This is a genomic window from Citrobacter sp. KTE30, assembly GCF_000398825.1.
Taxonomy (GTDB): Bacteria; Pseudomonadota; Gammaproteobacteria; order Enterobacterales; family Enterobacteriaceae; genus Citrobacter; species Citrobacter freundii.
This window is the reverse complement of record NZ_KB976055.1, coordinates 3065765-3078815: the sequence shown is the minus strand read 5'-3', so window position 1 is coordinate 3078815 and position 13051 is coordinate 3065765. Positions and strand designations below refer to the sequence as shown.

The following is a 13051-nucleotide window of genomic DNA, read 5'->3' as shown; positions in this document are numbered from 1 at the left end:
AGCCGCCATCCGGCAAAATCGTTTAAAGCGGTGAATCCTGGCTGATTTCATCTAATGAAAGGTGAAAGCTTGGGACAAACACGTCCATAAAGTAGTCCATCTCTTCGCTGCGTCGTGACTCCAGCGTTTTTTCCAGACGTGTTTTCGCCAGCAGAAATTCGTTGTTACCGGCGGAGAGTTCTTCCAGGCACTTCAGATACGCGCACAGGGCATCGGCCTGTTTAACAATCGATCTTTCTTCTTCACTCAAGGCATGTTCATCAATGAGCGGTGCAAAAATATCGCGCAACTCATCGGGAACCATATCGACCAGTTTTTGCTGGGCAATTTTCTCTATCGCTTTATATTCCTGAGCAATCTGCGAGTTGAAATATTTCACTGGGGTAGGGAGATCGCCGGTTAACACCTCTGACGCATCGTGGTACATCGCCAGCAGGGCAATACGCTCAGCATTTACCTGACCACCAAATTTACGGTTTTTGATCGCGGCCAGCGCATGAGAAACCATGGCAACCTGCAGACTGTGTTCGGACACGTTTTCGGTGCGCACGTTGCGCATCAGCGGCCAGCGGTTAATGAGTTTCAGACGGGAGAGGTGGGCAAAAAAGTGGCTCTGCTTCATAACGACCCTTACTCAGTGACTTCAGTAACGGTATTTTGCGCAGAGAGTGCTACCGGATGCAAACCCGGTAGCACTTTGCGTGGTTACAGCTGGCGATACCCTGACAGGAAACGCTCAAATTTACTCAACGACATTTCGATATCATCAATTCGCGGCAGCGTAACGATGCGGAAATGATCCGGCCATGGCCAGTTGAATGCCGTCCCCTGAACCAGCAGTACTTTTTCCTGCAACAGGAAGTCGAGCACCATCTTCTGGTCGTCATGAATATTGAAGCGCTTGGCGTCAATTTTCGGGAACATATACAGTGCACCGCGCGGTTTTACGCAAGAGACGCCAGGGATATCATTGAGCAGTTCCCAGGCGCGGTTACGTTGCTCATACAGACGTCCGCCAGGCATGATGAATTCGCTGATGCTCTGATATCCGCCCAGCGCGGTCTGAATGGCATGTTGTGCAGGGACGTTCGCACACAGGCGCATAGAAGCCAGCATCTCAAGGCCTTCGATATACCCTTTGGCATGTTTCTTCGGTCCGTTCAGTACCATCCAGCCCTGACGGAAACCGGCAACACGATAGGTTTTTGACAGGCCGTTAAAGGTAATAGTCAGCAGATCCGGGGCCATTGCCGCTATCGAGTGGTGCTCGGCGTCATCGTAGAGAATTTTGTCGTAAATCTCATCTGCAAAGATGATGAGGTTGTTCTGGCGAGCAATCTCAACAATCTCCATCAGCAGCTCTTTAGAATAAACAGCGCCGGTTGGGTTGTTGGGGTTGATGATGACGATCCCACGCGTGCGCGGCGTAATTTTGGCGCGGACATCATCCAGGTCCGGGAACCAGTCTGACGATTCATCACACAGGTAGTGCACGGCATTACCACCAGAGAGCGAAACCGCCGCCGTCCACAGTGGATAATCAGGTGCAGGAACCAGCATTTCGTCCCCACTGTTCAGCAATGCCTGCATGGCCTGCACAATCAATTCGGATACGCCGTTACCGATATAGATATCTTCTACGGTTACATCGCGCATCCCGCGGGCCTGGTAATGCTGCATGATTGCTTTGCGGGCTGAATAAAGGCCTTTGGAATCGCAATATCCTTGCGCAGTTGGCAAATTGCGGATCACATCCACTAAAATTTCATCTGGTGCTTCAAACCCGAAAGGCGCAGGGTTGCCGATGTTCAGTTTCAGAACTTTGTTGCCTTCTTCTTCCAGGCGCTTTGCTTCCTTCAGAACCGGGCCGCGAATGTCATAACAGACGTTTTCTAATTTGCTGGATTTTTCAATGGGGGACATGAACGTTGACCTTTTTAGCTGTGAATGCCACTCCCTGCCGTGGAAGTCAGCCCAGCACAATGTACTCCCACGACGGTGAGTTTTGAAGGGTCTTTAGTAGAAGATTTTGGAAAGCAGGAGGACGATAATTAACTTTTAATAACTAAATTATGCAATTATTACAGTGTAATAATCTGGATTATTGTGTTTTTATGGTTTATGTTTTGCTTTGTTGGCTTTAGTATGGTGATTTGTCTGGTCGAAAAAAGTTACCCCTATAAAACAAAATGCAGTCGATATCTGTGTGATACGGCGCGATTCGAAAATACTGAGGTTTCATCAACGAATTCTGTTATCGGTCTGATCCCTACGTGATGCGGTGTGAATCCATTGTTAAGCATAATTAATGAATTGAGAGATTCTTAATTAATTATTATTTATTATTTAAACGACATCAAATTGAGTGGGCTAATAATACGAAAACCGTTGTACTGACATAACACCAATTCGCCCGGAATTATTCGCAATAACACTTATAAATATAGTGGTTTTAGGTTAAGATAACTCCTATGAAATGGTTTGTAGTACGAGTTTTACGATAATTCAAATGTTTGTTGGTTGTTCATAACATACTGAAAAGTTAGTTTTTAATGTGTAAATTATTGTTCGTTAACTATTTTTTAAATTTACAAAATTTACATGTTTTCCATTAGTCAGAATCATACGTCAGCTAAAAATACGGCTCTTTCTCGTTGCTATATTCCGATGAATATCACGGGTTTTAAAATAGCTCAGAAAGAGAATTGTTTCGTTTGTTAAACCAAATACATCCTTATTTTCACTTGGTTACACTAAGCGAAACTGAAGGGAGGCACATTACAAATGGAGTTGTTTGATTCTGAATGCACAGCATTAACCCGGTATGACCCGCGAGTAAGTGAAAAACTATGATAAATGCAAATCGTCCGATAATTAACCTCGACCTCGATCTGCTGAGAACCTTTGTTGCTGTTGCCGACCTAAATACCTTCGCGGCTGCGGCAGCTGCGGTATGTCGAACTCAGTCTGCGGTAAGTCAGCAAATGCAGCGCCTTGAGCAACTTGTGGGGAAAGAGTTGTTCGCGCGTCATGGACGCAACAAACTGCTGACCGAACATGGTATCCAGCTGTTGGGTTACGCCAGGAAAATACTGCGATTTAATGATGAGGCATGCTCATCATTGATGTTTAACAATCTTCAGGGGGTGTTAACTATCGGTGCTTCTGATGAATCCGCCGACACCATACTCCCATTTCTGCTTAACCGCATTAGTTCGGTTTATCCGAAACTTGCGCTTGATGTAAGAGTGAAACGCAATGCTTACATGGTGGAGATGCTTAAGTCGCAAGAAGTGGATTTAGTGGTCACCACGAATCGCCCTGACGATTTTGAATGCCTGAATTTGCGGACTTCACCGACGCACTGGTATTGCGCAGCCGAATATATCCTGCAAAAAGGCGAACCGGTGCCGTTAGTTCTGCTGGACGATCCCAGCCCGTTTCGCGATATCGTGCTGGCGACGTTGAATGCCGCACAGATCCCGTGGCGTCTGGCTTATGTCGCTTCAACATTGCCTGCGGTCCGCGCGGCGGTAAAAGCAGGGCTTGGCGTCACTGCGCGTCCTGTAGAAATGATGAGCCCGGATTTACGCGTACTGGGTGCGGCGGACGGATTGCCACCTCTGCCTGATACCGAGTATCTGTTGTGCAGCGATCCGGCCACGCAAAATGAATTAGCTCAGGCTATCTTTAAGTCGATGCAGACATATCAAAATCCTTGGCAATACAATCAGTTTACCCCTGAAGGGGGAGATGACTCGCTGATTGTTGAAGGCGACTTTGAGTAAAGCGTCACAAAAAAACGTTTAAAAATGTAAGTGTAAAAAAGAGCCACTGATGATGAAAAAACATCCAGCGGCTCTTTTTTTATGCAAATATTACTGCTTTCTGTTCATTCATATACTAAAACTTAACAAAATCAGCAGGTAAAAAAACAGACTGACAATAGGGTGAAAAATAATCAGCCGCGTTGCTAAATGTTTCCATGTTAAAAAACTAGAGAAATTGTTGCTGTTTTTTATGGTGAATTAACAAAAGCGTGTCACAGATCAAGAAAATACTCCCATTTAGGGGGAGGCATCTGGGTGAATTCCTGTCAAAATAGACGTGTATTATCTTTTTTACTTCACTACGGACACGATTCAACAACATTAAAAATGACCGATGATGCAATCGAAATGGGTCTAAAGAGCACTTTATGTTAATGAAGTTGGAGTAGTGTAAAATAATGTGAGGAAACTTTTGTTAAAGTTGACAAAAGGTTATAGAAAGGAGTAAAAAACCCCATCAATTAGCTGTATAAAATGATTTTTCACAGTGATTGTAAGGTTTTTTTTATTCCTCCCCATGAATCGATGTGGCGTTCATCTGCCGAAAAGAGCAGAGAATTTGGCGCTACTTTTGATGAGTAAGCAATGAGTATGTCAACATCCACTGAAATCATCGCTCATCACTGGGCATTCGCTATCTTTCTTATCGTTGCCATTGGCCTGTGCTGCCTGATGCTCGTCGGCGGCTGGTTTTTAGGGGGTCGCGCACGCGCGAGATCTAAAAACGTGCCGTTTGAATCAGGTATCGACTCGGTCGGCACCGCCCGCCTGCGCCTGTCTGCCAAGTTTTATCTGGTAGCCATGTTCTTCGTTATCTTCGACGTTGAAGCGCTGTATCTGTTCGCATGGTCAACTTCTATCCGTGAAAGCGGTTGGATTGGCTTTGTGGAAGCTGCAATTTTTATTTTTGTGTTACTGGCAGGTCTGGTTTATCTGGTGCGTATTGGCGCGCTGGACTGGACGCCCGCGCGTTCACGCCGCGAGCGTATGAACCCGGAAACGAACAGTATCGCTAATCGTCAACGCTAACCGCGAGGCATTAAGATGGATTATACGCTCACCCGCATAGATCCTAACGGTGAGAACGACCGTTACCCCCTGCAAAAACAGGAGATCGTAACCGACCCCCTGGAACAAGAAGTTAACAAAAACGTGTTCATGGGCAAACTGCATGACATGGTTAACTGGGGCCGTAAAAACTCAATTTGGCCATATAACTTTGGCCTTTCCTGCTGCTACGTTGAGATGGTGACCTCGTTTACCGCCGTGCACGATGTGGCCCGTTTTGGTGCGGAAGTACTGCGTGCATCGCCGCGTCAGGCTGATCTGATGGTCGTAGCCGGAACCTGCTTTACCAAAATGGCGCCAGTTATTCAGCGCCTCTACGATCAGATGCTGGAACCGAAATGGGTTATTTCCATGGGCGCATGCGCCAACTCCGGCGGGATGTACGACATCTATTCTGTGGTGCAGGGCGTTGATAAATTTATTCCGGTCGATGTGTACATCCCGGGATGTCCGCCGCGCCCAGAAGCGTATATGCAGGCTCTGATGCTGCTGCAAGATTCCATTGGCAAAGAACGCCGTCCGCTCTCCTGGGTGGTTGGCGATCAGGGCGTTTATCGCGCCAATATGCAGTCAGAACGCGAGCGTAAACGCGGCGAACGTATTGCTGTAACGAATCTTCGTACACCAGACGAGATTTAATTTGCGCCTGTCGGCAGCAGCACTTCCTTCGCTTATCACTACATAAATAGCGCGAAGCACTGCCGACCACCACGGACCATTTGCAATGGTGAACAATATGACCGACTTAACCGCGCAAGACGCCGCATGGCAAACACGGGATCACCTTGATGACCCGGTCATTGGCGAACTGCGCAACCGTTTTGGGCCGGATGCCTTTACCGTTCAGGCGACTCGCACCGGGGTACCCGTTGTTTGGGTCAAGCGTGAACAACTACTGGAAGTTGGCGATTTCTTAAAGAGACTGCCGAAACCTTACGTCATGCTGTTTGACTTACACGGCATGGACGAACGTCTGCGTACGCACCGCGAAGGGTTACCCGCCGCGGATTTTTCCGTTTTCTATCACCTGATCTCCATTGAACGCAATCGCGATATCATGCTCAAGGTGGCTTTGTCTGAAAACGATCTGCGCGTACCGACTTTCACCAAACTGTTCCCGAACGCCAACTGGTATGAGCGTGAAACCTGGGAAATGTTTGGCATCGACATCGAAGGTCACCCGCACCTGACGCGTCTGCTGATGCCGCATACCTGGGAAGGCCATCCGCTGCGTAAAGACTACCCGGCGCGTGCGACTGAATTCGACCCGTTTGAGCTGACTAAAGCCAAACAGGATCTGGAAATGGAAGCGCTGACCTTCAAACCAGAAGATTGGGGCATGAAGCGTAGCACCGAAAATGAGGACTTCATGTTCCTCAACCTCGGTCCTAACCACCCATCTTCCCACGGTGCGTTCCGTATTGTGCTGCAGCTTGATGGCGAAGAAATCGTCGACTGCGTACCTGACATCGGCTACCACCACCGTGGCGCTGAAAAGATGGGCGAACGTCAGTCCTGGCACAGCTACATTCCGTACACCGACCGTATCGAGTACCTCGGCGGCTGCGTTAACGAAATGCCTTACGTACTGGCGGTTGAGAAACTGGCAGGCATCACCACGCCGGATCGCGTCAACGTGATTCGTGTCATGCTGTCTGAACTGTTCCGTATCAACAGTCATCTGCTGTACATCTCCACGTTCATTCAGGACGTCGGCGCGATGACCCCGGTATTCTTCGCCTTTACCGACCGTCAGAAAATCTACGACGTCGTGGAAGCGATCACCGGTTTCCGTATGCACCCGGCCTGGTTCCGTATCGGCGGTGTGGCACACGATCTGCCGCGCGGTTGGGACAAACTGCTGCGTGATTTCCTCGACTGGATGCCAAAACGTCTGGATTCTTACGAGAAAGCCGCGCTGCGTAACACCATCCTGAAAGGCCGTTCGCAGGGTGTTGCCGCTTACGGTAAGAAAGAAGCGCTGGACTGGGGTTGTACCGGTGCTGCGCTGCGTGCGACCGGTATTGATTTCGACGTGCGTAAAGCGCGTCCGTACTCTGGCTATGAAAACTTTGACTTTGAGGTCCCGGTTGGCGGCGGTGTGTCCGACTGCTATACCCGCGTGATGCTGAAAGTTGAAGAGCTGCGCCAGAGTCTGCGCATCCTTGAGCAGTGCCTCAATAACATGCCGGAAGGCCCGTTCAAAGCGGATCACCCGCTGACGACGCCGCCACCGAAAGAGCGCACGCTGCAACATATCGAAACCCTTATCACCCACTTCCTGCAGGTTTCGTGGGGTCCGGTTATGCCGGCAAACGAATCCTTCCAGATGGTGGAAGCGACCAAGGGTATCAACAGTTACTACCTGACCAGCGATGGCAGCACCATGAGTTACCGTACCCGTATCCGTACCCCGAGCTATGCGCACCTGCAGCAGATCCCGGTAGCGGTACGTGGCAGCCTGGTGTCCGACCTGATCGTCCATCTGGGTAGTATCGATTTTGTTATGTCAGATGTGGACCGCTAATTATGCACGAGAATCAACAACCACAAACCGAGGCTTTTGAGCTGAGTGCGGCTGAGCGTGAAGCGATTGAGCACGAGAAGCACCACTACGAAGACCCGCGTGCGGCGTCCATTGAAGCGCTGAAAATCGTTCAGAAACAGCGTGGCTGGGTGCCGGATGGGGCGATCTATGCGATCGCTGATGTGCTGGGTATTCCGGCAAGCGACGTAGAAGGTGTTGCTACGTTTTATAGCCAGATCTTCCGCCAGCCGGTAGGTCGCCACGTGATCCGCTATTGCGACAGCGTGGTGTGCCATATCAACGGCTACCAGGGGATCCAGGCCGCGCTTGAGAAAAAACTCAACATCAAGCCGGGGCAGACGACTTTTGATGGTCGCTTTACGCTGCTGCCGACCTGTTGCCTGGGGAACTGCGACAAAGGGCCAAACATGATGATCGATGAGGATACTCATGCTCATCTGACCCCGGAAGGCATTCCTGAACTGCTGGAGCGGTATAAATGAAAGACATTATCCGTACTCCCGAAACCCATCCGCTGACCTGGCGTCTGCGTGATGACAAACAGCCAGTCTGGCTGGACGAATACCGTAGCAAGAACGGCTACGAAGGTGCGCGTAAGGCCCTGACCGGGCTGTCACCGGACGAAATCGTTAATCAGGTAAAAGACGCTGGCCTGAAAGGGCGCGGCGGCGCGGGCTTTTCCACCGGTCTGAAGTGGAGCCTGATGCCGAAAGACGAATCCATGAACATCCGTTACCTGCTGTGTAACGCCGATGAAATGGAGCCGGGCACCTATAAAGACCGTCTGCTGATGGAACAGCTGCCGCACCTGCTGGTGGAAGGCATGCTGATTTCCGCGTTTGCGCTGAAAGCGTACCGTGGTTACATCTTCCTGCGCGGTGAATATATCGAAGCAGCCGTGCATCTGCGTCGCGCGATCGCCGAAGCGACCGAAGCCGGTCTGCTTGGCAAAAACATTATGGGCACCGGTTTCGACTTCGAACTGTTTGTCCACACTGGGGCAGGGCGTTACATCTGCGGTGAAGAAACCGCGCTGATCAACTCCCTCGAAGGTCGCCGTGCTAACCCACGCTCCAAGCCGCCGTTCCCGGCAAGCTCTGGCGCATGGGGTAAGCCGACCTGCGTAAACAACGTCGAAACCCTGTGTAACGTACCGGCTATCCTCGCGAACGGCGTGGAGTGGTACCAGAACATTTCGAAGAGCAAAGACGCGGGCACCAAGCTGATGGGCTTCTCCGGTCGTGTGAAGAACCCTGGCCTGTGGGAACTGCCTTTCGGTACCACCGCGCGTGAGATCCTCGAAGATTACGCGGGTGGCATGCGCGATGGCCTGAAGTTCAAAGCCTGGCAACCTGGCGGCGCGGGGACTGACTTCCTGACCGAAGCACACCTCGATCTGCCGATGGAATTCGAAAGCATTGGTAAAGCAGGTAGCCGTCTGGGCACCGCGCTGGCAATGGCTGTCGATCACGAGATTGGCATGGTTCCTCTGGTGCGTAACCTCGAAGAGTTCTTTGCCCGCGAGTCCTGTGGCTGGTGTACGCCGTGCCGTGATGGTCTGCCGTGGAGTGTGAAAATTCTGCGCGCGCTTGAGCGTGGCGAAGGCCAGCCTGGGGATATCGAGACACTTGAGCAACTGTGTCGTTTCCTCGGCCCGGGTAAAACCTTCTGTGCACACGCACCGGGTGCAGTGGAACCGCTGCAGAGCGCCATTAAATATTTCCGCGAAGAATTCGAAGCTGGCATCAAGCAGACCTTCAGCAATACCCACGCTATTGGTGGTATTCAGCCGAACCTGCTGAAAGAGCGCTGGTGATCACAGGGTTAGCCCTGTGTCGCGATAAGAAATTCGATTAACGCTCGGTTACGACCGAGCCAACTGGAAGCATGCTGACTATGGCTACGATTCATGTAGACGGCAAAGAATATGAGGTCAACGGAGCGGACAACCTGCTGGAAGCTTGTCTGTCTCTTGGCCTTGATATTCCGTACTTTTGCTGGCACCCGGCGCTGGGAAGCGTCGGTGCTTGCCGCCAGTGTGCGGTGAAGCAATATCAGAACGCGGAAGACACGCGTGGTCGCCTGGTGATGTCTTGTATGACACCGGCCACCGAAGGCACCTTTATTTCTATTGATGACGAAGAAGCGAAGCAGTTCCGCGAAAGCGTCGTGGAGTGGTTGATGACTAACCACCCGCACGACTGTCCGGTCTGTGAAGAGGGCGGCAACTGCCACCTGCAGGATATGACCGTCATGACCGGTCACAGCTTCCGTCGCTACCGCTTCACGAAGCGTACTCACCGTAACCAGGACCTGGGGCCGTTCATCTCTCACGAAATGAACCGCTGCATCGCCTGCTATCGCTGTGTACGTTACTACAAAGATTACGCCGATGGTGCGGATCTGGGCGTGTATGGCGCACATGACAACGTCTACTTCGGTCGTCCGGAAGACGGTACGCTCGAAAGCGAATTCTCTGGCAACCTGGTTGAAATTTGTCCAACCGGCGTCTTCACCGATAAAACGCACTCCGAGCGTTATAACCGTAAATGGGACATGCAGTTTGCGCCGAGCATTTGCCAGCAGTGTTCCATCGGCTGTAACACCAGCCCGGGCGAGCGCTACGGTGAACTGCGTCGTATCGAAAACCGTTATAACGGTACCGTTAACCACTACTTCCTCTGCGACCGTGGTCGTTTCGGCTATGGTTACGTGAACCTGAAAGACCGTCCGCGTCAGCCGGTACAGCGTCGTGGTGATGACCTGATCACGCTGAACGCCGAGCAGGCGATGCAGGGCGCGGCAGATATTCTGCGTCAGTCGAAGAAAGTGATTGGTATCGGCTCCCCGCGCGCCAGCGTTGAAAGTAACTTCGCGCTGCGTGAACTGGTCGGTGCGGATAACTTCTATACCGGTATCGCTCAGGGCGAACTGGATCGTCTGCAACTGGCGTTGAGCGTACTGCGTGACGGCGGGATTCATACTCCGGCACTGCGCGAAATCGAATCTTATGATGCGGTTCTGGTGCTGGGCGAAGATGTCACCCAGACCGGCGCACGCGTTGCGCTGGCGGTGCGTCAGGCGGTGAAAGGTAAAGCGCGTGAAATGGCGGCGGCACAGAAAGTGGCTGACTGGCAGATCGCAGCAATCCTTAATATCGGCCAGCGTGCTAAGCATCCGCTATTCGTTACCAACGTCGATAACACCCGTCTGGACGATATCGCCGCTTGGACCTATCGTGCACCGGTTGAAGATCAGGCGCGTTTAGGTTTCGCTATCGCCCACGCGCTGGATAACAACGCGCCGGCGGTTGACGGTATCGACCGTGACCTGCAGAACAAAATTGACGTTATCGTTCAGGCACTAGCCGGGGCGAAGAAACCACTGATTATTTCCGGCACCAACGCCGGTAGCGCCGAAGTGATTCAGGCGGCTGCCAACGTGGCGAAGGCGCTGAAAGGCCGTGGCGCAGACGTTGGCATCACCATGATTGCTCGCTCGGTTAACAGCATGGGCCTCGGCATGATTGGCGGTGGTTCCCTTGACGATGCGCTGACCGAGCTGGAAACAGGCCGCGCTGACGCTGTTGTGGTGCTGGAAAATGACCTGCATCGCCATGCTTCAGCCGCTCGCGTTGATGCCGCGCTGGCGAAAGCGCCGCTGGTACTGGTCGTTGACCATCAGCGTACGGCAATTATGGAAAACGCCCATCTGGTGCTTTCCGCTGCAAGCTTCGCCGAAAGCGATGGTACGGTGATTAACAACGAAGGCCGCGCCCAGCGTTTCTTCCAGGTTTATGACCCATCCTACTACGACAGCAACACCGTAATGCTGGAAAGCTGGCGCTGGCTGCACTCGCTGCACAGCACCGTGCAGAGCCGTGAAGTGGACTGGACGCAGCTCGACCACGTTATCGACGCAGTCGTTGAGAAGTTGCCGCAGCTGGCGGGCATTAAAGATGCCGCGCCGGACGCAAGCTTCCGTATCCGTGGACAGAAGCTGGCGCGTGAACCGCACCGCTACAGTGGGCGTACCGCAATGCGCGCCAACATCAGCGTACACGAACCGCGTCAACCGCAGGACAAAGACACTATGTTCGCTTTCTCTATGGAAGGGAACAACCAGCCGTCTGCACCGCGTTCACAAATTCCGTTTGCCTGGGCTCCGGGCTGGAACTCCCCACAGGCGTGGAACAAGTTCCAGGATGAAGTGGGCGGTAAACTGCGTCATGGCGATCCGGGCGTGCGCCTGATCGAAGCTTCTGCGGATGGTATGGATTACTTCACTACCGTTCCGGCGAGCTTCCAGGCTCAGGATGGTCAGTGGCGTATCGCGCCTTACTATCACCTGTTTGGCAGTGACGAAATGTCCCAGCGTGCGCCGGTCTTCCAGACCCGTATGCCGCAGCCGTACATCAAACTCAACCCGGCTGATGCCGCGAAGTTGGGTGTTAATGCCGGTACGCGCGTTTCTTTCAGCTACGATGGCAACACGGTTACGCTGCCGGTTGAAATCGCTGAAGGATTAACGGCAGGGCAGGTTGGTTTACCGATGGGCATGCCTGGCATCGCACCGGTTCTGGCAGGTGCGCGTCTTGAGGATCTGCAGGAGGCACAACAATGAGTTGGATTACACCCGATCTGATTGAGATCCTGCTGAGCATTCTCAAAGCGGTGGTGATCCTGCTGGTGGTGGTCACCTGCGGGGCATTCATGAGCTTTGGCGAACGTCGTCTACTGGGTCTGTTCCAGAACCGTTACGGACCGAACCGTGTTGGCTGGGGCGGTTCGCTGCAGCTGGTTGCGGACATGATCAAGATGTTCTTTAAAGAAGACTGGATCCCGAAATTCTCGGATCGCGTCATCTTTACCCTGGCACCGATGATCGCCTTCACCTCGCTGCTGCTGGCTTTCGCCATCGTGCCGGTGAGTCCGAACTGGGTGGTTGCTGACCTGAACATCGGGATCCTGTTCTTCCTGATGATGGCGGGCCTCGCGGTATACGCGGTGCTGTTCGCCGGCTGGTCCAGTAACAACAAATACTCCCTGCTCGGTGCGATGCGTGCGTCTGCGCAGACCCTAAGCTACGAAGTGTTCCTCGGACTTTCCCTGATGGGCGTGGTGGCGCAGGCCGGTTCATTTAACATGACCGACATCGTCAACAACCAGGCTGATATCTGGAACGTTATTCCGCAGTTCTTTGGTTTTGTCACCTTTGCCATCGCGGGCGTGGCGGTGTGTCACCGTCACCCGTTTGACCAGCCAGAAGCCGAGCAGGAACTGGCCGACGGTTACCACATTGAATATTCCGGTATGAAATTCGGTCTGTTCTTCGTGGGTGAATACATCGGTATCGTCACCATTTCTGCACTGATGGTTACCCTGTTCTTCGGTGGCTGGCATGGCCCGTTCTTACCGCCATTCGTCTGGTTCGCGCTGAAAACCGCGTTCTTCATGATGATGTTCATTTTGATTCGTGCGTCGTTACCGCGTCCTCGTTATGACCAGGTAATGTCCTTCGGCTGGAAAGTCTGTCTGCCGCTGACGCTCGTCAACTTGCTGGTAACTGCGGCTGTCATTCTCTGGCAGGCGCAATAAGGGACACA

Annotated in this window: 10 protein-coding genes; 8 read left to right on the top strand and 2 right to left on the bottom strand. The window is 52.2% G+C overall.

Annotated features, from left to right (window positions below; all coding sequences use genetic code 11):
- Nucleotides 1–22: 22 nt before the first annotated feature.
- Entirely contained in the window at nt 23–622 is a 600-nt protein-coding gene (gene yfbR / locus WC1_RS08365; RefSeq protein ID WP_016150702.1) for a 5'-deoxynucleotidase, read from the bottom strand.
- 83 nt (nt 623–705) lie between these two features.
- Complete coding sequence (alaA, locus tag WC1_RS08370) at nt 706–1923, bottom strand: alanine transaminase AlaA (RefSeq protein WP_016150701.1); 1218 nt, start codon at nt 1921–1923, stop codon at nt 706–708.
- 926 nt (nt 1924–2849) lie between these two features.
- Between alaA and lrhA the strand changes: the two genes are divergently transcribed.
- The 8 genes from lrhA (at nt 2850) to nuoH (ending at nt 13043) form a co-directional block, all read left to right on the top strand.
- Nucleotides 2850–3788, top strand: a complete 939-nt coding sequence (lrhA, locus tag WC1_RS08375) for a transcriptional regulator LrhA (protein WP_003028079.1) — start codon at nt 2850–2852, stop codon at nt 3786–3788.
- 627 nt (nt 3789–4415) lie between these two features.
- The gene (nuoA, locus tag WC1_RS08380) at nt 4416–4859 is read left to right on the top strand and encodes an NADH-quinone oxidoreductase subunit NuoA (protein WP_003028077.1); all 444 of its coding nucleotides are present in this window, start codon (nt 4416–4418) and stop codon (nt 4857–4859) included.
- A gap of 15 nt (nt 4860–4874) precedes the next feature.
- Nucleotides 4875–5537: an NADH-quinone oxidoreductase subunit NuoB gene (gene nuoB, locus WC1_RS08385; RefSeq protein ID WP_003028075.1), complete on the top strand. Its 663-nt coding sequence runs from the start codon at nt 4875–4877 to the stop codon at nt 5535–5537.
- Between the two features lie 85 nt (nt 5538–5622).
- Entirely contained in the window at nt 5623–7425 is a 1803-nt protein-coding gene (nuoC, locus tag WC1_RS08390) for an NADH-quinone oxidoreductase subunit C/D (RefSeq protein ID WP_003028072.1), read from the top strand.
- A 2-nt stretch (nt 7426–7427) separates the two neighbouring features.
- Complete coding sequence (nuoE, locus tag WC1_RS08395) at nt 7428–7928, top strand: NADH-quinone oxidoreductase subunit NuoE (RefSeq protein WP_003028069.1); 501 nt, start codon at nt 7428–7430, stop codon at nt 7926–7928.
- The gene (nuoF, locus tag WC1_RS08400) at nt 7925–9262 is read left to right on the top strand and encodes an NADH-quinone oxidoreductase subunit NuoF (RefSeq protein ID WP_003839356.1); all 1338 of its coding nucleotides are present in this window, start codon (nt 7925–7927) and stop codon (nt 9260–9262) included. Before nuoE ends, nuoF begins: the two co-directional genes overlap by 4 nt.
- 80 nt (nt 9263–9342) lie before the next feature.
- Nucleotides 9343–12069: an NADH-quinone oxidoreductase subunit NuoG gene (gene nuoG, locus WC1_RS08405; protein WP_003839358.1), complete on the top strand. Its 2727-nt coding sequence runs from the start codon at nt 9343–9345 to the stop codon at nt 12067–12069.
- A complete protein-coding gene (nuoH, locus tag WC1_RS08410; RefSeq protein ID WP_003028063.1) occupies nt 12066–13043 on the top strand; it encodes an NADH-quinone oxidoreductase subunit NuoH in 978 nt (325 codons plus the stop codon). The genes nuoG and nuoH overlap by 4 nt, the downstream gene beginning before the upstream one ends.
- Nucleotides 13044–13051 lie beyond the last annotated feature (8 nt).